Origin of the sequence: Agromyces sp. NPDC058126 (assembly GCF_042884595.1) — a bacterium.
Lineage (GTDB): Bacteria > Actinomycetota > Actinomycetes > Actinomycetales > Microbacteriaceae > Agromyces.
Map to the genome: position 1 here is coordinate 111,297 of NZ_JBHVTS010000001.1, position 25,509 is coordinate 136,805.

At 70.8% G+C, this 25,509-nt stretch carries 20 protein-coding genes; 14 read left to right on the forward strand and 6 right to left on the reverse strand.

The annotated features are described in order from the left end of the window. Positions 1 to 6: 6 nt before the first annotated feature. Positions 7 to 1,530, reverse strand: a complete 1,524-nt coding sequence (locus ACFVTR_RS00565) for an ABC transporter permease (RefSeq protein WP_387034055.1) — start codon at positions 1,528 to 1,530, stop codon at positions 7 to 9. Between the two features lie 215 nt (positions 1,531 to 1,745). Here ACFVTR_RS00565 and ACFVTR_RS00570 point away from each other — a divergent pair, with 215 nt between their 5' ends. The 3 genes from ACFVTR_RS00570 (at position 1,746) to ACFVTR_RS00580 (ending at position 6,088) form a co-directional block, all read left to right on the forward strand. After that, a complete protein-coding gene (locus ACFVTR_RS00570; protein ID WP_376941608.1) occupies positions 1,746 to 2,495 on the forward strand; it encodes a response regulator transcription factor in 750 nt (249 codons plus the stop codon). Next, positions 2,492 to 4,102, forward strand: a complete 1,611-nt coding sequence (locus ACFVTR_RS00575) for a sensor histidine kinase (RefSeq protein WP_387034056.1) — start codon at positions 2,492 to 2,494, stop codon at positions 4,100 to 4,102. Before ACFVTR_RS00570 ends, ACFVTR_RS00575 begins: the two co-directional genes overlap by 4 nt. Positions 4,103 to 4,240: 138 nt before the next feature. Then, a complete protein-coding gene (locus tag ACFVTR_RS00580) occupies positions 4,241 to 6,088 on the forward strand; it encodes a Xaa-Pro dipeptidyl-peptidase (RefSeq protein WP_387034057.1) in 1,848 nt (615 codons plus the stop codon). 89 nt (positions 6,089 to 6,177) lie between these two features. Here the strand turns inward: ACFVTR_RS00580 and ACFVTR_RS00585 are convergent, their stop codons facing one another. Both ACFVTR_RS00585 and ACFVTR_RS00590 read right to left on the reverse strand, forming a co-directional pair. Beyond that, positions 6,178 to 6,639, reverse strand: a complete 462-nt coding sequence (locus ACFVTR_RS00585; protein WP_387034059.1) for a MarR family winged helix-turn-helix transcriptional regulator — start codon at positions 6,637 to 6,639, stop codon at positions 6,178 to 6,180. Positions 6,640 to 6,649: 10 nt separating this feature from the next. Further along, positions 6,650 to 8,383 carry an MDR family MFS transporter gene (locus tag ACFVTR_RS00590; RefSeq protein ID WP_387034060.1) on the reverse strand — a complete coding sequence of 578 codons (1,734 nt, stop codon included), beginning with the start codon at positions 8,381 to 8,383 and terminating at the stop codon, positions 6,650 to 6,652. Positions 8,384 to 8,743: 360 nt separating this feature from the next. Here ACFVTR_RS00590 and rplJ point away from each other — a divergent pair, with 360 nt between their 5' ends. From rplJ to ACFVTR_RS00610, 4 genes are all read left to right on the forward strand, one after another. Further along, a complete protein-coding gene (rplJ, locus tag ACFVTR_RS00595) occupies positions 8,744 to 9,232 on the forward strand; it encodes a 50S ribosomal protein L10 (protein ID WP_376941603.1) in 489 nt (162 codons plus the stop codon). A gap of 49 nt (positions 9,233 to 9,281) precedes the next feature. Then, positions 9,282 to 9,662, forward strand: a complete 381-nt coding sequence (rplL, locus tag ACFVTR_RS00600; RefSeq protein WP_157425108.1) for a 50S ribosomal protein L7/L12 — start codon at positions 9,282 to 9,284, stop codon at positions 9,660 to 9,662. A 211-nt stretch (positions 9,663 to 9,873) separates the two neighbouring features. Beyond that, positions 9,874 to 10,323, forward strand: a complete 450-nt coding sequence (locus tag ACFVTR_RS00605; protein ID WP_387034062.1) for a MarR family winged helix-turn-helix transcriptional regulator — start codon at positions 9,874 to 9,876, stop codon at positions 10,321 to 10,323. After that, positions 10,320 to 11,576, forward strand: coding sequence for an MFS transporter (locus tag ACFVTR_RS00610; protein WP_387034064.1), 1,257 nt, complete (start codon positions 10,320 to 10,322; stop codon positions 11,574 to 11,576). The genes ACFVTR_RS00605 and ACFVTR_RS00610 overlap by 4 nt, the downstream gene beginning before the upstream one ends. A 30-nt stretch (positions 11,577 to 11,606) precedes the next feature. On the opposite strand, the gene ACFVTR_RS00615 is transcribed toward ACFVTR_RS00610, so the two are convergent. Next, positions 11,607 to 12,632: a LacI family DNA-binding transcriptional regulator gene (locus ACFVTR_RS00615; protein ID WP_387034065.1), complete on the reverse strand. Its 1,026-nt coding sequence runs from the start codon at positions 12,630 to 12,632 to the stop codon at positions 11,607 to 11,609. 245 nt (positions 12,633 to 12,877) lie between these two features. On the opposite strand from ACFVTR_RS00615, the gene ACFVTR_RS00620 reads away from it, so the two are divergent. From ACFVTR_RS00620 to ACFVTR_RS00650, 7 genes are all read left to right on the forward strand, one after another. After that, entirely contained in the window at positions 12,878 to 14,227 is a 1,350-nt protein-coding gene (locus tag ACFVTR_RS00620; protein WP_387034067.1) for an ABC transporter substrate-binding protein, read from the forward strand. 113 nt (positions 14,228 to 14,340) lie between these two features. Beyond that, entirely contained in the window at positions 14,341 to 15,312 is a 972-nt protein-coding gene (locus tag ACFVTR_RS00625; protein ID WP_387034068.1) for a carbohydrate ABC transporter permease, read from the forward strand. Then, positions 15,309 to 16,301, forward strand: coding sequence for a carbohydrate ABC transporter permease (locus ACFVTR_RS00630; protein WP_387034070.1), 993 nt, complete (start codon positions 15,309 to 15,311; stop codon positions 16,299 to 16,301). Before ACFVTR_RS00625 ends, ACFVTR_RS00630 begins: the two co-directional genes overlap by 4 nt. Positions 16,302 to 16,461: 160 nt before the next feature. Continuing rightward, positions 16,462 to 18,447, forward strand: a complete 1,986-nt coding sequence (locus ACFVTR_RS00635; RefSeq protein ID WP_387035363.1) for an ABC transporter ATP-binding protein — start codon at positions 16,462 to 16,464, stop codon at positions 18,445 to 18,447. Positions 18,448 to 18,534: 87 nt separating this feature from the next. Then, a complete protein-coding gene (locus ACFVTR_RS00640) occupies positions 18,535 to 20,748 on the forward strand; it encodes an adenylate/guanylate cyclase domain-containing protein (RefSeq protein ID WP_387034072.1) in 2,214 nt (737 codons plus the stop codon). A gap of 2 nt (positions 20,749 to 20,750) precedes the next feature. After that, positions 20,751 to 22,175 (forward strand): mechanosensitive ion channel domain-containing protein, encoded by a 1,425-nt coding sequence (locus tag ACFVTR_RS00645; protein WP_387034073.1) that lies wholly within the window; start codon positions 20,751 to 20,753, stop codon positions 22,173 to 22,175. Between the two features lie 82 nt (positions 22,176 to 22,257). Continuing rightward, positions 22,258 to 23,751 (forward strand): sugar porter family MFS transporter, encoded by a 1,494-nt coding sequence (locus ACFVTR_RS00650; RefSeq protein WP_387034075.1) that lies wholly within the window; start codon positions 22,258 to 22,260, stop codon positions 23,749 to 23,751. Positions 23,752 to 23,800: 49 nt separating this feature from the next. Here the strand turns inward: ACFVTR_RS00650 and ACFVTR_RS00655 are convergent, their stop codons facing one another. Both ACFVTR_RS00655 and ACFVTR_RS00660 read right to left on the reverse strand, forming a co-directional pair. Then, on the reverse strand, positions 23,801 to 24,523 hold the full coding sequence (locus tag ACFVTR_RS00655; protein WP_387034077.1) for a DUF305 domain-containing protein: 723 nt from the start codon (positions 24,521 to 24,523) through the stop codon (positions 23,801 to 23,803). Further along, positions 24,520 to 25,215, reverse strand: coding sequence for a DUF3105 domain-containing protein (locus ACFVTR_RS00660; protein WP_387034079.1), 696 nt, complete (start codon positions 25,213 to 25,215; stop codon positions 24,520 to 24,522). The genes ACFVTR_RS00655 and ACFVTR_RS00660 overlap by 4 nt, the downstream gene beginning before the upstream one ends. Between the last annotated feature and the right edge of the window lie 294 nt (positions 25,216 to 25,509).

Here is a 25,509-nt window from a genome sequence, read left to right on the forward strand (position 1 = left end):
GCCGGGTCAGCCGACGCTCCGGAGCGCCTCGGCGGGGCGCAGGCGAGCGGCGCGCCAGCCGCCGATCGCGCCCGCGAGCAGGCCGCCCAGGATGGCGATGCCGATCGCGATGGCGATCACCGACACCGTGACGGGGGCGTTGAGCGCGATCTCGGTCGTCGCCGCGGCGGTCTGGCCCATGGGGCCGAACGCGCGCCCGCCGGCAGCGTCGCCACCCGTCGCACCGCCGGGGCCGGCCGCACCGCCGGGTCCGGCGGCCATCTCGAATCCGCCGCCCGAGGCGCTGCCCGACAGGGTGGGCGCGACGAGGTTGATCACCGCGATGCCGACCAGTCCGACCACGAGGCCCGCGGCGCCGCCGATGAGCCCCTGCACGAGCGACTCGCCCGCGACCTGGCCGACGACGCGGCGGTTCGACCAGCCGATCGCCTTCAGCGTGCCGAACTCGCGGGTGCGCCGGGTGACGCCCGAGATGGTGAAGAGGATGGCGATGAGGAACGCCGCGACGAGCACGGCGAGCGAGAGCCAGAGGCCGAGGTTCGACACGAGGCTCGACGCCGTCGAGAGCGATCCCGAGACGCTCGAGGCGAGGTCCTCCTGCGTCGACACGGTCGCGTCGGGCAGTGCGGCCTCGAGGTCGGCCTGCACCTGCGCGATGTCGGTCGACGAGGCCGCCTGCACCGAGATGTTCGAGATCATGCCCTCCTCGCCCGAGAGGGTCTGGGCGACGTCGAGCGGGATGTAGACGTTCGCCGCGCTCGCCGAGTCGGCGGCGTTGGAGGTCACCGTGCCGACGATCTCGAACTCGGTGCCGCCGATGTCGAGGGTGTCGCCGGTCGCGAGCTCGGCGCTCGTCGCGTAGTCGGCGTCGAGCACGGCGACGTGCTCGCCGGTGTCGCCCTCGTCGAGCGCGCGGCCGTCGGTCAGCGAGACGGCCGAGAGCGGGCCGATCGCGTCGGCCGCGGGGTCGAGGCCGAGCACGCTGAACGAGTCGACGTCGAAGGCGCTTCCGCCGGCGCCGTCGGGCCCGCCCTGCGGGGGAGCGGCCTGGCCGGTGCCCTCGTCGGTGACGGAGCCGCCGTCGGTACCCTGCATCTGGCTGAAGTCGGGCATCTCGCCGTTGAAGGTCGTGTTGGTGAGCGAGAGGGTCGCGGCCGCCGCGGCGACGTTGTCGACGCCCTGCACGGTGGCGAGCGCGCTCTCGTCGAAGGTGCTCGAGCCGAAGCCCGCGCTGAGCCGCGACTGGCTGAGCTCGGTGGTGCCGTCGGTCGTGGTGCCCGCGCCCGCGTCGAACTCGAACCGGGGCCCGCCGCCCTCGCCCTCGCCGGGCGGGGTGGGCGACTGGGTGACGGTGATGTCGGTGCCGACGCCGTAGACCGACTCGAGCACGGAGGCCTGCGCGGCTTTCACCCCCGAGGCGACGGAGTTGACGATGATGACGAGGGCGATCGCGAGCGCCATGCCGATGGCGATGATCGCCGTCTGCCTGCGGCGGCCGGCGAGCTCGCGCCGGAGATAGGTGAAGAACATGAGCATCCTCAGGGGGTCGGGAGCGGTCGTGAGGGGACGGGGGAGCACCCCTGTTCGGAGCGCCGATCGCGACGCTAGGCAGTCGTGCTGTGCCCGCTCGATGGCGGGGCTATGACCCCGCTATGCCTGCGGGGCCCGATCGGCACTCGATCGGCGCGCGGCATCCGCTCATGAAAGCCATAGGAAACGCATAGCCGGGTGCGGATACTGGAAGCATGACCACGACCCCCGCCGCCGCGTCCCATCGTGCCCCCGCGATCGCCAAGGGCGACGGTTCGATGGTGCGGGTGCTCGTGGTCGACGACGAGCACTCGCTCACCGAGCTGCTGAAGATGGCGCTCAAGTACGAGGGCTGGGACGTGCGCACCGCCGCAGACGGCCACAGCGCGGTGCGCATCGCGCGGGAGTTCCGGCCCGACGCGATCGTGCTCGACATCATGCTCCCCGACTTCGACGGGCTCGAGGTGCTGCAGCGCGTGCGGGCCGACGGCACCGAGACGCCCGTGCTGTTCCTCACTGCGAAGGACTCGCTCGACGACCGCATCGCGGGGCTCACCGCGGGCGGCGACGACTACGTCACGAAGCCGTTCAGCCTCGAGGAGGTCGTGGCGCGCCTGCGCGGACTCATCCGCCGCTCGACCCTGACCCTCGCCCAGGCGAAGGACCCGGTGCTCACCGTCGGCGACCTCACCCTCGACGAGGACTCCTACGAGGTCGCGCGCGGCGGCGAGCCGATCGAGCTCACCGCGACCGAGTTCGAGCTGCTCCGCTACCTCATGCGCAACCCGCGCCGCGTGCTCTCGAAGGCGCAGATCCTCGACCGGGTGTGGTCGTACGACTTCGGGGGCAAGGAGTCCGTCGTCGAGCTCTACATCTCGTACCTCCGCAAGAAGGTCGATGCGGGCCGGGCGCCCATGATCCACACGGTCCGCGGCGCCGGGTACATGCTGAAGGCCGCAGGATGACCCGGCCCGGCGACCCGGGGCACGCCGCCGCGTCGCGCGAGGCGGTCGTCGCCGTCGCGACCGGTGCGACTGACGCGGTCGTCGACGGGGCGGATGCACCGCGCCGCGGCCGTCCGTGGACCCTCCGCCGCCGGCTCCTCGTCATCGTCGCGTCGCTGCTCGTCGCCGTGAGCGCCGTCGTCGGCCTCGTGAGCGTCGCCGTGTTCCACAGCTCCTCGGTCGCGCGCCTCGACGCGAACCTCGACTCGACGATCTCGCGGGCGAACCTCGCGATCTCGGGCCAGCCGCCCGGGTTCCCCGGCGACCCCTCGGCGGCGCCCTCGCTCGTCCTCAACATCCCGGGCCAGGAGGCGGGCACCCTCGCCGCCCTCGTCCCCGCCGACGGCGAGACGCGGGCCGGCTACATCACCGAGGGCGGCCGGGTGCTCGACCTGCCCGCCGAGCTCGCCGACGTGCTCGCCCACGTGCCGACCGACGGCGAACCCCACTCGATCCGGGTCGGCGAGCTCGGCGACTACCGCGCGCTCGCCCTCGAGCAGACCGAGTGGAACGGCGTGCGGATCGTGCTGGCGCTGCCGCTCGCCGAGGTGAACGCCGACAGCTCGCAGCTCGCCCTGACCATCACGATCGTCGCCCTCGCGGGGCTCGTCGTCGCGATGGGGCTCGGCTCGGTCATCGTCGCGAGGGCGCTCAGCCCGCTCGAGCGCGTCACCGCGACCGCGCAGCGCGTCTCCGAGCTGCCGCTCGACCGCGGCGACGTCGCGCTCGCCGAGCGGGTCGACGTCGACGACGACGGCACCGAGGTCGGACGCCTCGGCTCCGCATTCAACCGCATGCTCGGCCATGTCGCCTCGGCCCTCACCGCCCGCGAGCAGAGCGAGCAGAAGGTACGCCGCTTCGTCGCCGACGCCTCGCACGAACTGCGCACTCCGCTCGCCTCGATCCGCGGCTACGCCGAGCTCACGCGCCTGCACGGCGGGGAGCTGCCCGACGACGTCGTGCACGCGCTGTCGCGCATCGAGTCGGAGTCGCTGCGCATGACCGGGCTCGTCGAGGACCTGCTGCTGCTCGCCCGGCTCGACGAGGGCCGCGAACTCGTGCACGGACGGGTCGACCTGCGCGCCATCGTGGTCGACGCGGTCGGCGATGCGCAGGCTGCGGGTCCCGACCACGACTGGTCGGTGGACGCGCCCGACGACGCCGTCGAGGTCTCTGGCGACGACGCCCGCCTGCGGCAGGTGCTGACGAACCTCCTCGCGAACGCGCGGCTGCACACGCCGGCGGGCACCGAGGTCGTCGCCCGGCTCCGCGTCGACGGTGACCGAGCCCGGCTCGAGGTCGTCGACGACGGCCCCGGCATCGACGAGTCGGTGCGGGCCACGCTCTTCGAGCGATTCGCACGCGGGGATGCCTCGCGCTCGCGCCGCGCCGGATCGACGGGCCTCGGCCTCGCCATCGTGCGCGCCGTGGTCGAGGCGCACTACGGCACCGTCGAGGTCGCGAGCGAGCCGGGGCGCACCGCCTTCACGGTGGAGTTGCCGCTCGCGACGGCCGCGGCGCCCGCACCGGCGCCGGCGCCGACGTCGGCCGCCGCGGCCGCCGAGTAGGCAGCGGAGCGGGCGACTCCGCGGGCGTCTGGCGTGTCGTGCGCGCGCGCCCGTAGCGTGTGGAGCAGCCACGGGGCGGTGGCACCGCGCCCGGCGCGGGTGGAGGCCATGCCCCGGCACGACCGAAGGAGCATCCGCATGATCCGAGCGGTACCTACCACCGCAGGGCGGCGACGCGGTCAACGCGTCGCCGTCGCCATGACGGTCGCGCTCGCCTGCGCGGGCGTCGCGATCGCGTCGCCCGCGTACGCCAGCCCCGAGCCCGCCGAGCCCACGTTCGTCGACGGCCTCTCGCAGGCCGTCTTCACCAAGAACTCGGCGGAGTGGGTGAACGAGGAGGCGTGGGTCGAGAGCGAGGTCGACTCCGACCGCGACGGCCTGCCCGACCTCGTGCACATCGACGTGAGCCGGGTGCCCGAGACCGAGTCGGCGGGCCTCAAGGTGCCCGTGCTCATGGAGCTGAGCCCGTACTACGCCGGCGGTTCGCAGGTCACGAACTGGTCGGTCGATCACGAGATCGGCGACCCGCCGAGCGAGAAGGAGCCGTGGCCCGCCTACGTGCCGCGCAACCGCACGAGCCCGACCATCTCGCGCTCGCTCGAGAGCACCTGGGTGCCGCGCGGATTCGCCGTGGTGCACGCCGAGGGCTTCGGCAGCGGCTGGTCGGAGGGCTGCCCCACCTCGGGCGGCACGAACGAGTCGCTCGCGGGCAAGGCCGTGGTCGACTGGCTGAACGGCCGCGCGACGGCGTACACGAGTCCCGACCGCACGACCGAGATCGCGGCCGACTGGACGACGGGGAGCGTCGGCATGATCGGCACCTCCTACAACGGCACCCTGCCGATCGGCGTGGCCTCGACGGGCGTCGAGGGCCTCGACGCGATCGTGCCGGTCTCGGCGATCTCGAACTGGTACGACTACTACCGCGCGAACGGTGCGGTGCGGGCGCCCGGCGGCTACCAGGGCGAAGACCTCGACGTGCTCGCCGACTACGTCTACACCCGCTTCGACCAGGAGATCTGCCAGCCGGTCATCGACGAGCTGCGGGCGAACCAGGACCGCGTCACCGGTGACGAGAGCGCCTTCTGGGACGAGCGCGACTACCTCGCGAACGCCGACGAGATCACCGCGGCGACCCTCGTCGCGCACGGGCTCAACGACTGGAACGTCATGACGAAGAACGCCGCCGACCTCTACGAGGCCCTCAAGGCGAACGACGTGCCGCACCAGATCTACCTGCACCAGGGCGGCCACGGGGGCAACCCGAACGACACCCTGCTGAACCGCTGGTTCACCCGGTACCTCTACGACGTCGAGAACGGCGTCGAGGCGCTGCCGAAGGCGTACGTCGTGCGCGAGGACCGCACGCTCACCGAGTACGCCGAGTGGCCCGACCCGGCTATGTCGGAGGTCAAGCTGAAGCTCGGCGGTGCAGCGACGGCCGACGGGGTCGGCACGATCGCGGTGTCGCGGTCGGGCTCGAAGGCGAGCGAAGACCTCGTGGATGACACGAGCCTGCTCGCAGCGGACCTCGCCGCCGCGGCGTCGTCGCCGAACCGCCTCGCCTACCGCACCGAGGTGCTGGGCGAGGCGATGCGCCTCTCGGGCACGCCCTCGGTGTCGTTGCGCCTCTCGGTCGACCGGCCGAAGGCGAACCTCACGGCGCTCCTCGTCGAGTACCCGACGACGGGCGCGCCGAAGATCATCACCCGCGGGTGGATGGACGTCGAGAACCGCGACTCCGCCGCGGTGACCGACCCGATCACCCCCGGCCGCGCGTACGACTTCGCGTTCGAGCTCGAACCGAAGGACTACGTGTTCTCGGCCGGCTCGCAGATCGGGCTCGTCGTGCTCTCGAGCGACAACGAGTTCACCGTGCGCCCGGCGCCCGGCACGACGCTCACGGTCGACCCGTCGAAGTCGACGGTGCACCTGCCGCTCGTCGGCGGCATGGGCGCGCTGCAGCAGTCACTGCACGCGGGCTGAGCCGGAGCCCGTCGGGCGGGAACAACGACGGGGCGGCTCGAGAACCTCAGCGGTTCTCGAGCGGCCCCGTCACCCGTCCACCGGGTCGGCTACGCCTCGGCGAGCCCGCCGAGCATCTCGGCGAAGAGCTCGAGCTCGGCGACCGAGCGCTCGCGCAGCACCGCGTGCAGTCGCGACTGGTTGCGGGCCCGCACCGCCGTGATGCGCTCGACCGCCAGGGGGGTGGGCGCGAGCACCCGCACCCGGCCGTCGCGCTCGTCGGGGCGGCTCTCGACGAGCCCCACCTCTTCGAGCATGCGGATCTGCCGGCTCACGACGCTCTTGTCCATGTCGAAGAGCTCGGTGAGCACGTGCGCGTTCGTCGAACCGAGCCGCACGACCGTGGCGAGCAGCTTGTACCCGGCCGGGTTGAGCTCGGGGTGGATCTGCTGCGCCGCCTCCTTCCACACCGCGCGGGCACGGCCGAAGACGAACGACAGCTGATCCTCCACGTGGGCGATCGCCTCGTCGACGGTGGGCTCGGCGGCGGGTTCGGCGGTGGGCTCGGTCACGACGCTCATGCTACTTGCGGGCTCCTGAGGCTTCGGCTCCGGCATCGCGGGCGGATGCCTCGTCGCGGCGGCCGCTCGTGGCATCCGAACCGTCGACGAGCTGGATCGAGGAGGTGACCGGCGCCGCGATCTCGGCCTCGGCGAGGTCGATCGCTACCTGCTCGGCCTCCTCGGCCAGCGTCTGCGCGGCGTTCTTCGTCGACAGCGGCTTGTTCGGGAGGAACGCGATCGCGATGAGGCTGACGACCGCGAGCGGCACGGCGATCCAGAAGACGTCGGCGATGCCGTGGCCGTACGACCCCTCGACGATCACGCGGATCGTGTCGGGCAGCTCGGAGACCTTCGGCAGGCTGCCGCTCGCGAGCGACTTGAGCGCGTCGACCTCGTCGGCGGAGGTCGGCGTGAACTTCGAGAGGCCGTCGGTGATGTGGGCCGTGACCTGGGTGGCGAGCACCGAGCCCATGATCGTCACGCCGATGGTGCCCGCGATCGAGCGGAAGAAGTTCACGTTCGAGCTCGCCGCGCCGAGCTGCGAGGCGGGGGTGTCGTTCTGCACGATGAGCGTGAGGTTCTGCATCACCATGCCGAGGCCCGCGCCGAGCACGAACATGTAGACCGAGACGAGCGAGAAGTCGGTGTCGTAGCGGAGCGTCGTCATGAGGCTCACGCCGGCGAGGGTGAGCACGGAGCCGAGGAGCATCCAGCCCTTCCACTTGCCGAAGCGGCTGACGAGCGCGCCGATGCCGATCGAGGCGCCCATCTGGCCGACGATCATCGGGATGGTCATGAGGCCCGACTCGGTCGGGGTCGCGCCGCGGGCGAGCTGGAAGTACTGCGCGAGGAAGACGCTCGTCGCGAACATCGCCACGCCGATCGAGATCGAGGCGATCACCGAGAGGGTGAAGGTGCGGTTCGTGAAGAGGGTCATCGGCACGATGGGCTCCTCGACGAGGAACTCGGTGACGATGAATCCGATGATCGCCGCGGCCGAGACGCCGATGATGGCGAAGCTCTCGACGGAGTTCCACTCGAACTGGTTGCCGCCCATCGACACCCAGATGAGGAGGAGCGAGACGCCGACGGTGAGGAGGATCGCGCCGAGGTAGTCGATCTTCACGCGCTCGCGGTTCGGCTTCGGCAGGTGCAGCGTGCGCTGGATGAGGATGATCGCGGCGATCGCGAACGGCACGCCGATGAAGAAGTTGGCGCGCCAGCCGAAGGCGTCGGTGATGACGCCGCCGAGCAGCGGCCCGCCGATCGTGGCGAGGGCCATGATGCCGCCGACCACGCCCATGTACTTGCCGCGCTCGCGCGGCGAGATGATGAGGGCGACCGCGATCATCACGAGCGACATGAGGCCGCCGGCGCCGAGGCCCTGCACGACGCGCACGGCGATGAGCATGCCGGTCGACTGCGAGAAGCCGGCGACGACGGTGCCGACGACGAAGAGCGAGAGCGCGATCTGCAGCAGCATCTTGCGGTCGACGAGGTCGGCGAGCTTGCCCCAGATCGGGGTGGAGACGGCGGTCGCGAGCAGGCTCGCGGTGATGACCCAGGTGTAGGCGGACTGGTCGCCGCCGAGGTCGGCGATGATGACGGGCATCGAGGTCGAGACGACCGTGCCCGAGAGCACGGCGACGAACATGCCCATGATGAGGCCCGAGAGGGCGGTGAAGACCTGGCGAGGCGTGCGTGTCGTCTCGAGGTCGTTCGGAAGCGTGGAGGTCACAGAGGTTCCTTGCATAAGTAGTTGATCGACATCAACTATAGAGAAAGTCGTTGCATTCGTCAACTGTCGATGTTCGTCAACTATTCCCGCACACCGCTCGATCAGCCCTCTGTGGTGGATTTGGCGGAGCCCGGGGCATCCGCTACTCTTGACGGAGCCGAAGACCGCTGGTTGTCGTGCGCGCTCGTGAAAACGGGTGAACGCGACCGAAGTCTTGCGAAAGCAAGGGCCCGCGCAGGTGTGACGAAGACTTTCCGAGTGATCGGGCCGAGCTCCGCGCAACTGCGCCGGAGCTTTTTCTTTCTCCCCATTGCTTCCAGCGCTCCAGGCCGTGCATCGCCTCCGCGGTGCACGTTGAATTCACAAGGAGTGGCCATGGCGAACAAGGAAGCCTCGGTTGCCGAACTCACGAACCTGTTCGAGAGCTCCGCTGCCGTTCTGCTGACCGAATACCGCGGCCTGACGGTTGCCCAGCTCAAGCAGCTGCGCAACAGCATCCGTCAGGACGCGAGCTACGCCGTGGTGAAGAACACGCTGACCAAGATCGCCGCGAACAACGCGGGGATCACGACGCTGGACGCCGACCTCACCGGTCCGTCCGCCGTCGCCTTCGTGCATGGTGACTTCGTCGCCACCGCCAAGGCCGTGCGTGACTTCGCCAAGGCGAACCCGAATCTTGTGATCAAGGGCGGCGTCTTCGAGGGCAAGACCCTCGACGCCGACGAGGTCAACAAGTACGCCTCGCTCGAGAGCCGCGAGGTTCTGCTTGCGAAGGCAGCGGGCATGATGAAGGCGACGATGGGCAAGGCTGCCGCCACCATCGACGCGCTTCGCGAAAAGCTGGAGACCGCCGAGGCCGCGTAAGCGCCCGACGGACTCGTTCTACAAAAACCCCACCATTAGGAGAAACATCATGGCGAAGCTCACCACCGAAGAGCTGCTCGAGCAGTTCGCTGGTCTCACGCTTGTCGAGCTCAGCGAGTTCGTGAAGGCGTTCGAGGAGAAGTTCGAGGTCACCGCTGCTGCTCCCGTCGCCGTTGCCGGCGCCGGCGGCGCGGGCGCTGCCGAAGAGGTCGAGGAGAAGGACTCCTTCGACGTCATCCTCGAGGCTGCCGGCGACAAGAAGATCCAGGTCATCAAGACCGTCCGCGAGCTCACCTCGCTCGGCCTCGGCGAGGCCAAGGCCGTCGTCGACGGTGCTCCCAAGGCCGTGCTCGAGGGCGCGAACAAGGAGACCGCCGAGAAGGCGAAGGCTGCCCTCGAGGAGGCCGGCGCGACCGTCACCCTCAAGTAATCGCCGCCCTCTCGGAGGGCAGCAATACCTGAGCGTGCGACCGTCACCCTCAAGTAATCGCCGCCCGCGCGAGCGGGTTCGCAGCTTGAGGTGACCTGCGTCACCAAGCACACGGATGCCCCGTGGTCGATCTCGACCACGGGGCATCCGTCGTCTCCGGGTCGCGCGGGCAGGCTTCGACACATGCATAGCATGGCTATATAGTTAGGCTATGCAAATCTCGGACCTCATCGGCGATCTCGTCGCCGTGAACCACCGACTCACCCGGCTCGCCGCCTCGGCGACCGACAACACCGAATCCCCTGCGGTCTGGCGCACCCTCAGCGTGCTGCGCGACCTCGGCCCCATGCGCCTCGGCGAACTCGCCCGCGTCAGCCGCGTCAGCCAGCCCACGATGACGAAGCTCGTGCACGCGCTCGACGACCGCGGCTGGATCCGTCGCATCGCCGACGCGAACGACGCGCGTGCCTGGCTCATCTCGGCCGACCCGAGCGGCCTCGCCGCGCTCGACGCCTGGCGCGACGAGCTCGCCGGCCAGATGGCCCCCTACTTCGCCGACCTCGCCGACGACGAGCGCGAGACGCTCGCCCGTGCGGTCGCGATCATCCGCACCAGGATCGAGCGGGCCGACGCCGCCGCACGGAACGGAGCCACCGCGTGACCGCGCACGCCGGCCACGGTGCCTCCGCCTCGATCCTCAAGCAGCCCAAGGCCGTCTGGGCCGTCGCCTTCGCGTGCGTCATCGCCTTCATGGGCATCGGCCTCGTCGACCCGATCCTTCCCGCCATCGCCGAGAGCCTGCAGGCGACGCCCACCGAGACCGAGATGCTCTTCACGAGCTACCTGCTCATCACGGGGCTCGCGATGCTCGGCACGAGCTGGCTGTCGAGCCGCATCGGCGCGAAGAAGACGCTGCTCATCGGGCTCGCGCTCATCATCGTGTTCGCGGCGGCCGCCGGACTCTCGCAGAACGTCGAGTCGGTCATCGGCTTCCGCGCCGGATGGGGCCTCGGCAACGCGCTGTTCATCTCGACCGCGCTCGCGACGATCGTCGGCGCCGCCTCGGGCGGCACGGGCTCGGCGATCATCCTCTACGAGGCGGCGCTCGGCCTCGGCATCGCGGTCGGGCCGCTGCTCGGGGGCCTCCTCGGCCACGTCAGCTGGCGCGGCCCGTTCTTCGGCACCGCCGCGCTCATGGCGGTCGGCTTCATCGCGATCGTCGCCTTCCTGAAGGACGACGCGGATGCCTCGGCGCGGACGGAGCCGACGAGGCTCTCGGCGCCGATCCGGGCGCTGCGGCAGCCCGCCCTCGCCGTGCTCGCGGCGGCGGCGCTCTTCTACAACATCGGCTTCTTCGTCCTGCTCGCGTACTCGCCGTTCCCGCTCGGCTTCGACGCGCTCGGCCTCGGGTTCACCTTCTTCGGCTGGGGTCTCGCGCTCGCGATCACCTCGGTCTTCGTCGCGCCGCTGCTCACCGCGAGGTTGCCGCGCACCCGCGTGCTGTGGATCGCGCTGCCGCTGCTCTCGCTCGACCTCATCGCGGCGGGCCTGTTCATCGACGACCCGGCCGCGCTCGTCGTCTGCATCGTCGTCGGCGGACTCGTGCTCGGCGTGCTCAACACGGTGCTCACCGAGTGCGTGATGGAGGCGACCGACCTCCAGCGGTCCGTGGCGTCGAGTGCGTACTCGGCGGTGCGGTTCCTCGGCGGCGCCCTCGCGCCGCCCGCCGCCGCCGAACTCGCCCACCTGATCTCGCCGTCGGCGCCGTACTTCGCGGCCGCCGGCTCGGTGCTCGTCGCGGCGCTCATCGTCGTCGGCGGACACCGTGCGCTGCGCCGCGTCGACCGGGTCGAGCACGACGTCGCGGCCGCCGAGCGCGAGGCCGAGGCGATCACGGTGGGCGACGCCGCCTGAGGCCGCCCTGCGCGGTCGCGCCCGTCGCGCTCAGCCGCGCGGCGGCGCGGTCGTGCTCGAGCGCACGACGAGACGGGTCGGCAGCGGGGCGCCCGAGTCGGGGAGCGGGTCGGCGACCTCGCCCTCGCCCAGCAGGCGCAGCACGGCCTCGACCGCGAGTCGTCCCTGCTCGCCGGGGGACTGCTCGATCGTGGTGAGGCCGAACATCTCGGCGTACTCGTGGCCGTCGACGCCGATGACCGAGAGTTCGCCCGGCACCGCGATGCCGAGTCGCTCTGCGGCGATCATGGCGCCGAACGCCACCTCGTCGCAGGCGGCGAACAGCGCGGTCGGGCGCGGGCCGGGCTGGCCGAGCAGCTGCAGCGCCGCGGTGCATCCGGCGGGCATCGTCGTGTCGGTCTCGAGCACGAGGGCCTCGTCGGGTGCGAGGCCGGCGGAGGCGAGCGCGTCGAGGTAGCCGCGCAGCCGTTCGCCCGGCACGGTGCCCGGCTCGGCGGCGGCGTCGGGGCCGGCCAGGTGCGCGATGCGGGTGTGGCCGAGACGGAGGAGGTGCTCGGTCGCGAGGGTGCCGACGGCGCGGTCGTCGACCGACAGACGGGCGTCGACGGCGCCCCGCCCGCCCAGGCAGACGAGCGGCTTGTCGCTCTGCGAGAGCCGGGCCGCCTCGTGCTCGGCGAGGTCGACGCCGACCGCGATGACCGCGTCGACGCGCTTGCGGGCGAGGAAGAACTCGAACACCCGATCGCGCTCGGGGCCGACGTCGGCGACGTTGTAGAGCGTCAGGTCGTACCCCGCCGAGAGCAGGGCGCGCTCGATGCCCTCGAGCACCTCGCCGAAGAACCAGCGGTTCACGATCGGGATGACGACGCCCACGTTCTTCGTGCGCCCGGTGACGAGACTGGCGGCGGCTGGGGAGGCGATGTACCCGATCTCGGATGCCGCGGCCTCGACCCGCCTGCGGGTGGCGACGGCGACGTGGCCGCCTCCGGAGAGCGCTCGCGAGGCGGTCGCCTTCGAGACGCCCGCAAGGCGCGCGACATCGCCGATGGCCGCCATCCGCAACCCCCTCCGTCGGGCAGTTCCGGAGCCGAGCCTAGCGGCAGACCGGCTTCGGATGGAACCGGTTCCGGCGAATTCGCCGCTCGAGGCGTGGGAGCGCTCTCGCACTGCGAACCCGGACGTCGGCACGGTGACTGATTCGTGACCCGGGTTCCCTTGTGGACGCCCGCAACACTGGCCTACCGTGGGGTCTGGAACCGGTTTCCGGCTCCGCCCTGCACCACACTCAACGAGGAGATGACATGAGATTCACACGGCATCGCCGTCTGATGGCCCCCGTCGTGGTGGCCGCAGCGGTCGGTCTCACGCTCACGGCCTGCACGGGCGACGTTGCGAACGAGGAGTCGGCGACCGGGGACTGCGGCCCTTACGAGACCTACGGCTCGTTCGACGACGGCACCGAGGTCGACGTCTACGGCACGATCCTCGACCCCGAAGCCGAACTGCTGAACCAGTCCTGGGCCGACTTCGAGAACTGCACCGGCATCGACATCGTCTACGAGGGCTCCGACCAGTACGAGGAGCAGCTCAACGTCCGCATCGAAGGCGGCAACCCGCCCGACCTCGGGATCACCCCGCAGCCGGGCCTCATCGCACGCCTCGCCCAGCAGGGCGACCTGCTGCCGGCTCCCGAGTCGGTCGCCGACAACGTGGCCGAGTACTGGTCAGAAGACTGGGCGGCCTACGGCACCATCGACGGCACGCTGTACGGTGCACCGCTGATGGCGAACATCAAGGGCTGGGTCTGGTACTCGCCGACGCTGTTCGAGGAGAACGGCTGGGAGGTGCCCGAGACGCTCGACGACCTCGCCGCGCTGACCGAGGAGATCCGCGGATCCGGTGCGGTCGACAAGCCCTGGTGCGTCGGCTTCGCCTCCGGCGTCGCGACCGGCTGGCCCGGCACCGACTGGGTCGAGGACTTCGTGCTCCGCATGTCGGGCCCCGAGGTCTACGACCAGTGGACGACGCACGAGATCCCGTTCAACGACCCGGCCATCGCCGAGGCGTTCGACTCGGTCGGCGAATTCATCCGCACCGACGAGAACGTCAACGGCGGTCTCGGCGACGTGCGCTCGATCGCGACGACCGACTTCGGCGACGCGGGCCTGCCCATCATGGACAACGCCTGTGCGATGCACCACCAGGCCTCGTTCTACGAGGGCTTCTGGCCCGAGGGCACGACGGTCGCCGAGGACGGCGACGTGTGGGCGTTCATGCTGCCGGGCACCGAGGCCGGTGCCAACGCGGTCACGGGCGGTGGCGAGATCGTCGCGGCGTTCTCCGACGCCGACGAGGTCGTGGCCGTGCAGACGTACCTGTCGAGCCCCGAGTGGGCGAACTCGCGCGTCAGCCTCGGCGGCGTCATCAGCGCCAACACCGGGCTCGACCCCGAGAACGCCGGCAGCGCACTGCTGCAGGAATCGGTCGCCCTCCTGCAGGACCCGAACACCACGTTCCGCTTCGACGGCTCCGATGTGATGCCCGCCGCGGTCGGTTCCGGGACGTTCTGGACCGGCATGGTCGACTGGATCGGCGGCAAGAGCACGGCCGACACGCTCGACTTCATCGAAGCGAGCTGGCCGCAGGAGTGACGGATGCCCCGGGGTCGCGCCGCGCGCGGCCGGCCCCGGGGTGACCCGTCCCACCGGCCGCGCCGCAGCGCGCCGGACCGTCGTCGTATCCGCTTGCGATCGGAGGCCTCCGGGTGACCACCGCCGACCTGATCGGCAAGATCTTCCAGATCCTGCTCGGGCTCGCGATCTTCGCGGCCGTCATCGGGCTGATCCTGTTCCTGATCGACCGCGCCCCCAAGCGCGGTCGTGACTGGTACCAGCTCGTCCTGTTCCTCGCCCCCGCCTGCATCCTGCTCGCGGTGGGCCTGCTGTACCCGGCGGTGCGCACCGCCTTCACGTCGTTCACCAACCGCGCGGGCGACTTCATCGGCTTCGACAACTACGTCTGGATGTTCACCCAGCCCGAGGCCCTGCTCACCCTCGGCAACACGATCCTCTGGGTCATCCTGGTGCCGACGCTCTCCACCGCGGTGGGCCTCGCCTACGCGGTGTTCATCGACCGCTCGCGCGGCGAGCGCATCTACAAGTCGCTCGTGTTCATGCCCGTCGCGATCTCGTTCGTCGGTGCGGGCATCATCTGGAAGTTCGTCTACGAGTACCGCCCGGCCGCGAGACCCCAGATCGGCCTGCTCAACCAGATCGTGGTCTGGTTCGGCGGCGAGCCGGTGCTGTGGCTGCAGGAGCCGATCGTCAACACGATCCTGCTCATCATCGTCATGATCTGGGTGCAGACCGGCTTCGCGGTCGTCGTGCTCTCCGCGTCGATCAAGGGCATCCCGTCCGAGCAGCTCGAGGCGGCCGAGCTCGACGGGGCGACGAACTGGCAGCGGTTCCGCAACGTGACGCTGCCCGGAATCAGGGGCGGCCTCGTCGTCGTGGTCACGACGATCACGATCGCGACGCTCAAGGTGTTCGACATCGTGCGCGTCATGACCGGCGGCAACTTCAACACGAGCGTCATCGCGAACGAGATGTACACCCAGGCGTTCCGCGCAGCCGAGCCGGGTCGCGGCGCGGCGCTCGCGCTGGTGCTGTTCCTGCTCGTCGTGCCGGTCGTGGTCTACAACATCCGCGTGCTCCGCAAGCAGAGGGAGATCCGATGAGCCAGACCACCGGTTCGACCGACAAGGCCGTCGTCAGAGAGCTCGACGCCGCCGCCCGGCGAGGCTACAACCTCGACGGCACGAAGGCGGCACGCGTCAAGCGCCGCCTGACCTCGCGCCCGGCGACCGTCTTCGCCCTGCTCATCGCGGTGCTGTGGACGCTGCCCACCTTCGGACTGTTCGTCTCGTCGTTCCGGCCCGCCGAGCTCATCAACACGACGGGCTGGTGGACGGCCTTCGAGAACTGGGGCTGGACGCTCGACAACTACAACGAGGTGCTCTTCTCGGCCTCGTCGTCGGCGCCCCAGCTCGGCTCGTACTTCGTGAACTCGCTCGCGATCACGATCCCCGTCGTCGTCTTCGCGACCGTGCTCGCCGCGATGGCGGCCTACGCGCTCGCCTGGATCAAGTTCCCCTTCGCCGACTGGGTGTTCGTGATCATCTTCGCGCTGCAGATCGTGCCGCTGCAGATGGCGCTCATCCCGCTGCTCCAGATCTTCACCACGACGCTGAAGCCCGCGCAGGAGTGGCTGCACGGCGTCGTGCCGATCATCCCCGATGAGACCTACGTGCAGGTGTGGATCGCGCACACGATCTTCGGCCTGCCGCTCGCGATCTTCCTGCTGCACAACTTCATCTCCGAGATCCCGCGCGAGCTCATGGAGGCCGCCCGCGTCGACGGGGCCACGCACGGCCAGATCTTCCTGCGCATCGTGGTGCCGCTCTCGGTGCCGATCCTCGCCTCCTTCGCGATCTTCCAGTTCCTCTGGGTCTGGAACGACCTGCTCGTCGCGCTCGTGTTCTCGGGCGGCACCGCCGACGTCGCGCCGCTCACGCAGCGCCTCGCCGAGCTCGCCGGGCAGCGCGGGCAGACGTGGCAGCGACTGACGGCCGCGGCCTTCGTCTCGCTCGTCGTGCCGCTCATCGTGTTCTTCAGCCTGCAGCGCTACTTCGTGCGCGGGCTGCTCGCCGGATCGTCGAAGGGCTAACCCGAACGGGCTGGGGGAGCCGGATGCCGCGTGGTGAGCCACGCGGCATCCGCGTCGCCCGCCGACCGCCCGCCGCCCGCATGCCGCGCCGCGGTCGGCTCCGCTCGGGGCGAACCGGGGCGGCCCCGTGCGACCGCGGTCGTAGGGTGAAGCCATGAGCATGCATGGCGGTGGGGGTGGAGGCGGGGGCGCGCAGGTCGGCCGCTACGGCAAGGCGCGCACACGCATCGCCTCCTCCGACGAGTCGGCGCAGCGGGCGGCCAACGCCGAGGCGCCGAAGATCCCGCACCTGCTGCGGCGCATCGCCGAGCTCTTCGCCCCGCACAAGGCCGCCCTCGTCACGACGGTCGTGCTCGTGCTCGTCGGTGCGGCGCTCAGCGTGATCCCGCCGCTCCTCACCCAGCGCGCGTTCGACGACGGGCTCTTCCCGACCGGCCCGGGCGGCGAGGCATCCCCGCCGAACGTGCCGGTGCTGACCGGCCTCGTGCTCGCGATGATCGCCGTGTTCGTGGTGTCGGCGCTGCTCGGCGTCTGGCAGACCTGGCTCACCTCGACGATCGGCAACAAGGTGATGGGGGCGCTCCGGGTGCGCCTGTTCAGCCACCTGCAGGCGATGGAGCTGAGCTTCTTCACCCGCACGAAGACGGGCGTCATCCAGTCGCGCCTCCAGAACGACGTCGGCGGCGTCGCGGGCGTGCTCACGAACACCGTGTCGAGCGTGCTCGGCAACACGGTCACGGTCATCTCGGCGTTCATCGCGATGCTGCTGCTGAACTGGCAGCTGACCCTCATCGCCCTCGTGCTCATGCCGTTCATGGTGATCGCGCAGCGCCGGGTCGGGCAGGTGCGCGCACGCATCGCGGGCAAGACGCAGGAGTCGCTGTCGGAGATGACCGCGATCACGCAGGAGACGCTGAGCGTCTCGGGCATCCTGCTGTCGAAGAGCTTCACCCGGCAGCAGAGCGAGATCGAGCGGTACGCCGACGAGAACCGCAACCAGATCCGGCTGCAGGTCAAGCAGCAGATGACCGGTCAGTGGTTCTTCGCGATGGTGAACATCTTCATGTCGTCGATCCCGGCGATCGTGTACCTCGTGTCGGGCTGGCTCATCGCGGGCGGCACCGCCGGGCTCACCGCCGGCACCATCGTCGCGTTCACGACCGTGCAGGCGCGGCTGCTGTTCCCGCTCATGGGGCTCATGCGGGTCGCGCTCGACCTGCAGACCTCGAGCGCCCTGTTCGCGCGCATCTTCGAGTACCTCGACCTGCGGCCGACGATCACGGATGCCCCGGAGGCGCGCGAGGTGCCGGGCGAGCCGCGCGAGGCGGCCGACGGCGAGGTCGTCGGCGACGGCGTGCCCGACGCCCCGGGCGTGCTCGGCCGGGTCGAGTTCGACGAGGTCTCGTTCCGCTACCCCGACGCCGACGAGGAGTCCCGGCCGACGCTCGACGGCGTGAGCTTCACGATCGAGCCCGGCCGGTTCGCCGCCTTCGTCGGGCCGAGCGGCGCCGGCAAGACGACGGTCTCGTACCTCGTGCCGCGGCTGTACGAGGCCTCCTCGGGCAGCGTGCGCTTCGCGGGCGTCGACGTGCGCGATCTCCGACAGGAGTCGCTCATGTCGCACATCGGCATCGTCAGCCAGGAGACGTACCTGTTCCACGCGACCATCGGCGAGAACCTCCGGTACGCGAAGCCCGGCGCCACCGACGCCGAGCTCGAGGCGGCGGCGCGGGCGGCGAACATCCACGACACGATCGCCTCGTTCCCCGACGGCTACGACACCGTCGTGGGCGAGCGCGGCTACCGTCTCTCGGGCGGTGAGAAGCAGCGCATCGCGATCGCGCGGGTGCTGCTGAAGGATCCGGCCGTGCTCGTGCTCGACGAGGCGACGAGCGCGCTCGACACCATCTCCGAGCGCGTCGTGCAGCAGGCCCTCGACGACGCCGCACGCGGCCGCACGACGATCGCGATCGCGCACCGACTCTCGACGGTCGTCGCCGCCGACGTCATCTTCGTGGTCGTCGCCGGCCGTATCGTCGAGCGCGGCACGCACGCCGAACTCGTCGACGCCGGCGGTGTCTACGCCTCGCTCTACCGCCAGCAGGAGGAGCGGCCGGTGCAGGGGGCCGAGGTGCTCGAGGCCTGATCCCGCTCGAATCCACCCTTGCGGAAGGTGGGGGACAGCCCAATAGAGTGTGGATCGTGACGTGCCGGGGGGCCGAGGGGGACGAGCTTGTCGACGACTGAGATCGGGGTGCCGCCGACCGGAACGGGGGACACGGGGGTCCAGCCCCCGACACCGCAGCAGGCACCGCCGCCCTCGGCATCACCGCGTCCGAAGCCCGCGCGGCAGCGACGCGTCGGCCTCAGCATCCAGTCGAAGCTGCTCATCATGCTGCTCGGCGTCAGCCTCGTCTCCTCGATCATCGTCGGGGTCATCGGCTTCGTGAGCGGCCGCGAGTCGCTCAAGGCGGCGGCGATCGACCAGCTGACCACGATCCGCGAACTGCGGACGGGTGAACTCGAACGCGTCATGCAGGGCGTCCAGACCGGGGCCGCCCTCGATTCGCGCAACCTCAGCGCCCAGACCGCGTCGAAGGCGTTCAACGCGGGGTGGGCCGAACTGCAGGACGTCGCGCTCGGCCAGGCGGACGAGGACGAGCTCGAGCGCTTCTACGACGAGGGGTTCATCCCGCGGCTCGAGGACGCGACCGGTGAGGACTTCGCGAGCGGCGGGTTCATCCCCGACTCGCCGGCCGGCAGATACCTGCAGCTGCACTACACGGCGCCGTTCGACGGCGACTACGACGCCGCGTTCGAGCAGATGGACGCCGGCGACGGCAGCGCCTGGAGCGCGGCGCACGCCCGGTTCCACGACTACTTCCAGCGCATCATCGCGGCCTCCGACTACGAGGACGTGCTGCTGCTCGACACCGCCGGCAACATCGTCTACTCGGCCTACGGCGGTGTCGACCTCGGCACGAACGTGCTCGACGGGCCGTACGAGAACAGCCTGCTCGGCGGCGCCTACCGCGACGCGATGGCGACGAACACGGTGAACACCGTGATCACGACCGACTACGAGCGGTACCAGCCCTCGCTCGGCGTGCCCTCGCTGTGGATCGTGTCGCCCGTCGGCAACGACACGACGATCACCGGGGCGCTCGCGTACCAGATCCCGATGGACATCGTGAACGACGCGCTCACCGGCGACGAGCGATGGAAGGAGCAGGGGCTCGGCGACACGGGGGAGATCTACGTGGTCGGCCGCGACCGGCTCATGCGCAGCATCTCGCGCATGCTCGTGGAGCACCCCGACGAGTACATCGCCGCCGCGACCTCGAACGGCACGCCGCCGAAGGTCGCCGAGCGCATCGTCGAGGTCGGCGGCACGGTGCTGCTGCAGCCGATCGACTCGCCCGCGGTGGAGCGCGCGCTCGAGGGGGCGTCGGGGACGGGCGAATCGATCGGCTACACCGGAACGGACGGCATCACGGCCTACACGCCCGTCGAGATCGACGGGGTGGACTGGGTCGCGGTCGCCCGGATCGACACCTCGGAGGCCTTCGCGCCGGTCGACGTGTTCACTCGCAACCTGGTCATCTCGACCCTCGCCATCCTGCTCGCGGTGAGCCTGCTGTCGATGCTGCTCGCCCAGGTGTTCACCCGGCCGGTGCGGCGCCTCTCCGACGCGGTGCGCCGGGTGGCGGGCGGCGACCTCTCGGTGCAGGTGCCGGCCGGTACCCGCGACGAGTTCGGCGACCTCGGCAACGCGTTCAACGACATGAGCTCGAGCCTGCGCATCAAGCAGGAGCTCATCGAGGAGCAGCGCGACGAGAACGAGCGGCTGCTGCACACCCTCATGCCCGAGACCGTCGCGAAGCGGTATCGCGACGGCGAGGAGACCATCGCCGAGGTGCACCAGGACGTCGCGGTCATCTTCGCCGAGCTCGTCGGCTTCGACGACTACGCCGCGACGCTCGACGACGACGCGGAGCTCGGCCAGCTCAACGCCCTCATGCGCAGCTTCGACGAGGCGGCCGAGCGGGCCGGGGTCGAGAAGGTGCGCACGCTCCGCAACGGCTACCTGGCGAGCTCGGGACTCATCGTGCCCCGCGTCGACAACGTGCGCCGGGCGGTCGACTTCGCGGTCGAGCTGCGCAGCGTGATCTCGCGCTTCAACGCCCAGCACGAGGCATCCGTCGAACTGCGCGCCGGGGTCTCGAGCGGCAGCGTGACGAGCGGCCTCGTCGGCCGGACGAGCCTCGCCTACGACCTGTGGGGCGATGCGGTGAACCTCGCATACCGGGTGCGCGGGGTGACCGGCAGCCCCGGCATCTACGTCAGCCAGGCGGTGAAGGACCGGATGCTCGAAGGCGCGCGGATCGTGTCGGCCGGCACGATCGAGACGGCGGACGGCGCCGAGACCGTCTGGCGGGTGGAGTAGCCGTGGAGGAGCTCTTCGGCTCGGGCTGGCTCGTCTGGGCGATCGTGCTCGCGCTCGGCGTGCCGCTGCTGCTCGTCGTGCTCACCGAGGTGCTCGGCTGGCTGACCCGGCGCGGCAGCGCCGCGGCGAAGCCCGTGCGGCTGCTGCGCAACTGGGTGGTGCCGGTCGCCGCCCTGTTCGGGCTCCTCGTCTTCGCCGTGCAGTCGCCGGCCGACCAGGTCTGGGCGCGGGTCGTCGCGACCGTGCTCGGCTTCCTCGTCATCCTGCTCGTGCTCAGCGCCCTCAACGTCGCCCTGTTCGCGAACGCGAAGCCCGGCAGCTGGCGCGAGCGGATCCCGTCGATCTTCGTCGACCTCGGGCGGCTCGTGCTCATCGTCGTCGGGCTCGCGATCCTCTTCTCCTGGGTGTGGAACGCCGACGTCGGCGGCCTGATCGCGGCCCTCGGTGTCACCTCGATCGTGATCGGCCTCGCGCTGCAGAACGCGGTCGGCGGCATCATCTCGGGGCTCCTGCTGCTCTTCGAGCAGCCGTTCAAGCTCGGCGACTGGCTCGACGCGGCGGGGGTGCGCGGCCGGGTCGTCGAGGTGAACTGGCGGGCGGTGCACATCGACACGGGCGCGGGCGTGCAGATCGTGCCGAACTCCTCGCTCGCGGGCGCCTCGTTCACGAACCTCAGCCTGCCCACCGAGCTGCATCGGGCGGGCACCACCGTCGCGTTCTCGACCGACGACCCGCCGCACGAGGTCATCGAACTGCTCGTCGAGGTCGCCGGCACGCTGCCGATGCGGATGCCGGGCGAAGCGCCGTCCGCGCGCTACCTCGGGGCGGCGAAGTACGAGGTCGACGTGCCCGTGCAGGGCCCGGCGACGGCCGACGCCGCCGTCTCGCTGCTGCTCGCGTGGCTCTGGTACGCGGCCCGGCGGCGCGGGCTCTCGCTCGACGGCGACGCGAGCGACCCGATCGCCGAGCCCGATCGGCTCGACGCCGCGCTCGCGCAGGTCGCCCCCGCGTTCCGGCTGAGCGGCGAGGATCGTGCGCGCCTCGCGCCGAGCTGCCGGCTCGAGCGGTACGGCACGGGCGAGGTCGTGCAGCAGCCCGACCGGGTGCCCGACGTGATGCGGGTCGTCGTCGACGGCCGCCTCCGGCTGGCGGTCGTGACCGACCGAGGGCCGATCGAGTCGGGCGTCGCCGACGTCGGCGACTCGGTGGGCCAGACGGTGCTGACGCGCGAACCCTCGTTCGTGCGCGCCACCGCCGCCGAGGTCACGACGGTGCTCGTCATGCCGCTCGCGGTGATCGACGAGATCGTGCATTCGAACCCCGCGGTCGCCCGCGACATCGGCCAGGCGATCGAGACGCGTCGCCGGGCGGCGGCCGAGGCGCTGGCGTCGGCGGGGATCGTGCGGGGAACACTCGACCGGCGCTGAATCACGACGTCGCCGTGCCGACGTCCGAGCACGGGAGCCCGGCCGCAGTAGCGTGGTCGACACGATGCCGAGGGGGAGACACATGGCGGATCAGCTCGGCGAGGGCGGCGCACCGGCGGCTGCGACGACGACGGGGCCGAACGCGAAGGCGCTGAACCGGCGGGTCGTCGGGCTCGCGGCGGCGGGTGCGGTCGGCGGCTTCCTCTTCGGGTTCGACTCCTCGGTCGTGAACGGGGCGGTCGACGCGATCGAGGACGAGTTCGGGCTCTCGGCCGCGGCGACGGGCTTCGCCATCGCGAGTGCCCTGCTCGGCTGCGCGATCGGCGCAGAGCTCGCGGGGCGCCTCGCCGACCGCTGGGGTCGCATCCCGGTCATGCTGCTCGGCGCAGCGCTCTTCCTCGTCTCGTCGATCGGCTCTGGGTTCGCCTTCGCGGGGTGGGACCTCACGATCTGGCGCATCATCGGCGGGATCGGCATCGGCATCGCCTCGGTCGTCGCGCCCGCCTACATCGCCGAGATCTCACCGCGGAAGCAGCGCGGTCGCCTCGCCTCGCTGCAGCAGCTCGCGATCGTCTTCGGCATCTTCGCCGCCCTGCTGTCGGACGCGCTGTTCGCGACCGCGGCGGGCGGGGCCGGCGAACCGTTCTGGTTCGGCCTCGAGGCGTGGCGGTGGATGTTCCTCGCCTGCATCGTGCCCTCGGTGATCTACGGGCTGCTCGCGCTGCGACTGCCCGAGTCGCCGAGGTTCCTCCTGAAGCAGGGCAAGGAGGAGGTCGCGCGCTCCGTGCTGGCGCAGATCCAGCCGGCCGACGAGATCGACCGCTCGGTGCGCGAGATCCAGGACACGATCGCGAACGACAGGCTCGCGAACCGCAAGGGCGCGCTGCGCGGCCCCGTGCTCGGCCTGCGCCCGATCGTCTGGATCGGCATCCTGCTGTCGGTGTTCCAGCAGTTCGTCGGCATCAACGTGATCTTCTACTACTCGACGACGCTCTGGAGCGCCGTCGGCTTCGACGAGTCGAACTCGCTGCTGATCAGCGTGCTCACCTCGGTGACGAACATCGCGGTGACCTTCGTCGCCATCGCGCTCGTCGATCGCGTCGGCCGGCGGCCGCTGCTGCTCGTCGGCTCGGTGGGCATGACGCTCGCGCTCGCCACGATGGCGGTCTCCTTCGGCAACGCCGTCACCGTCGACGGCGAGCTCAGCCTGCCGGGTGGGTGGGGGCCGACCGCGCTCGTCGCCGCGAACGTGTTCGTCATCGCGTTCGGCTTCTCGTGGGGCCCGCTCGTGTGGGTGCTGCTCGGCGAGATCTTCCCGAACAGCATCAGGGCGCGAGCGCTCGGGCTCGCGGCGTCGGCCCAGTGGATCGCGAACTTCCTCGTCACGGTCAGCTTCCCGGTGATGAGCGACTTCTCGCTCGTCTTCACCTACGGCATGTACGCCACCTTCGCCGCACTGTCGTTCTTCTTCGTGCTGACGAAGGTGCCCGAGACGAACGGCATGTCGCTCGAGCAGTCGGAGACGCTGTTCCCGCCCAAGGGCTCGGCGAGGAAGAAGCGGGCGGCGGCCGAGTAGCACGGGCTTCGCACCCCGACCGGCCGGGGCGCTAGGCGGCTGGCGGGGCTCAGCGCTCGGCGAGCATCGACTCCATGAGCTCGATCTCGCTCGTCTGACTGTCGACGATCGACTGGGCGAGCGCCACGACCACCTCGGTCGAGGAGCGGTCGAGCACGGCCTCCGCCATGTCGACGGCGCCCTGGTGGTGGGCGATCATGAGCTCGAGGAACCGCACCTCGGCGTCCACTCCGGAGAGTGTACGGAGTTCCGCGACCTGTTCGGGCGTCGCGAGTCCGGGCATCGGGGCGCCGGGCTGGTGGGCGGCGCCGTCGGCGCCCGACCCGGCGCCGTGCGAGGCGTGACCGGAGCCGTCGGCGGCGGGGCGGGTCATCCACGTCATCGACGGTTCGCGACCCGCCTGCGGGAGCCCCCAGCTCGCGAGCCAGCCGTACATCTGCCCGGCCTGCTGCGCCTGCGTGGTCGCGATGTCGTAGGCGAGCAGCCGCACCTCCTCGTCGGAGGTGGCATCGCGGACGATCATCGCGAGCTCGACGCCCTGCTGGTGGTGCACCTGCATGTCGCGCGCGAAGCCGGCCTCGGCACTCGTCGTGGTCGGGGTCGGCTCGGCGAGCGTCGAGAGGCGGCCCACCGAGAACGCGGCGACCGCCACGACCACGACGGCGAGCACGGCCACGACCGCGACGGCGACGCGACCGCCGCGGCCCCGGCGGGGCGACCGCGACGGCGCTGCGGCGGGCATGGAGCCGGTCGCGGTCTCGAGTGCGGTCACGACACCTTGCCGGGTGCGTCGAACGCGCCCGTGCACGAGGCGCCCTGCTCGGGCACGTTCTGGCTCTGCCAGTACTCCTCGAAGAAGGCGGGGATGCGCGGGTCGTCGGCGTCGTCGAGCTGGAGCTGCGAGTTCCAGCCGCTCAGCACGATGGGCGAGGGCAGGCCCTCGAACGGCGACAGCACCACGTAGCTCGAGGGCAGCTTCGACTTCAGCGTCGCGAGCTCGTCGTCCGAGACCTTCGCGGCGTCGTAGGTGACCCAGATCGCGCCGTGCTCGAGCGAGTGCACCGCGTTCTCGTTCGGCACGGGCTGCTCGTAGACGCCGCAGTTCAACCACACCTGGTTGTGCTCGCCGCCGGCGGGCGGGGTCTGCGCGTAGTCGACGGTGCCCTCGACGTGACCCGCGCCGTTCTCGAAGGTCTCCACGCCCTCGATCGCGGCGCCGTCGCTGCCCGCGCCGTAGCTGGCGGGCTGCGGGGTGAGCACGATCGCGGTGATCAGCAGCGCGATGACGGCCACGCCGCCGGTGACGCTCGACCACAGCACGATCTTGCGATTGCGCTTGGCCCGCGCCTCCTTCTTGCGGAACTCCTCGAGCTTGCGCTGGCGCTCGGCGGCGCGCTGCTCCTTGATGCTCTGTTGCTTCGCCTGCTGCTTCGCCTTCGGGGGGATGGGCGGGGTCGCGCTCACGCGGGCCTCTCTCGATTCGGGGACGCCGACGGAGTCGAGGAGCCCGCCGACGTCGGGGGGACGTCAGAACCATACGAACGCATGCGGCTGGGAGAACGCCGCATCGCGCGCACGGCATGCGGCATGCGGCATCCGCCTCGCACCCCCGTCATCGTGACAGGCCGCGCGCCGCCGGGCTAGAGTTGTCCACGTGATCCTCTCGCTGTGTTGTCGCTGACGCCGACGTCTCCCGACCCCACGCACGCACGCACACTCGCCCCGATCGTTCGCCGCCCGTCATTCCGCCGGCCGAAC

What these genes read in the sequence shown, in the direction of transcription:
- ACFVTR_RS00570 (WP_376941608.1), top strand. Translation starts at nt 1,746, where the DNA reads ATGACCACGACCCCCGCCGCCGCGTCCCATCGTGCCCCCGCGATCGCC.
- ACFVTR_RS00575 (WP_387034056.1), top strand. Translation starts at nt 2,492, where the DNA reads ATGACCCGGCCCGGCGACCCGGGGCACGCCGCCGCGTCGCGCGAGGCG.
- ACFVTR_RS00620 (WP_387034067.1), top strand. Translation starts at nt 12,878, where the DNA reads ATGAGATTCACACGGCATCGCCGTCTGATGGCCCCCGTCGTGGTGGCC.
- ACFVTR_RS00630 (WP_387034070.1), top strand. Translation starts at nt 15,309, where the DNA reads ATGAGCCAGACCACCGGTTCGACCGACAAGGCCGTCGTCAGAGAGCTC.
- rplL (WP_157425108.1), top strand. Translation starts at nt 9,282, where the DNA reads ATGGCGAAGCTCACCACCGAAGAGCTGCTCGAGCAGTTCGCTGGTCTC.
- ACFVTR_RS00590 (WP_387034060.1), bottom strand. Translation starts at nt 8,383, where the DNA reads ATGCAAGGAACCTCTGTGACCTCCACGCTTCCGAACGACCTCGAGACG.
- ACFVTR_RS00635 (WP_387035363.1), top strand. Translation starts at nt 16,462, where the DNA reads ATGCATGGCGGTGGGGGTGGAGGCGGGGGCGCGCAGGTCGGCCGCTAC.
- ACFVTR_RS00605 (WP_387034062.1), top strand. Translation starts at nt 9,874, where the DNA reads ATGCAAATCTCGGACCTCATCGGCGATCTCGTCGCCGTGAACCACCGA.
- ACFVTR_RS00565 (WP_387034055.1), bottom strand. Translation starts at nt 1,530, where the DNA reads ATGTTCTTCACCTATCTCCGGCGCGAGCTCGCCGGCCGCCGCAGGCAG.
- ACFVTR_RS00580 (WP_387034057.1), top strand. Translation starts at nt 4,241, where the DNA reads ATGATCCGAGCGGTACCTACCACCGCAGGGCGGCGACGCGGTCAACGC.
- ACFVTR_RS00650 (WP_387034075.1), top strand. Translation starts at nt 22,258, where the DNA reads ATGGCGGATCAGCTCGGCGAGGGCGGCGCACCGGCGGCTGCGACGACG.
- ACFVTR_RS00615 (WP_387034065.1), bottom strand. Translation starts at nt 12,632, where the DNA reads ATGGCGGCCATCGGCGATGTCGCGCGCCTTGCGGGCGTCTCGAAGGCG.
- rplJ (WP_376941603.1), top strand. Translation starts at nt 8,744, where the DNA reads ATGGCGAACAAGGAAGCCTCGGTTGCCGAACTCACGAACCTGTTCGAG.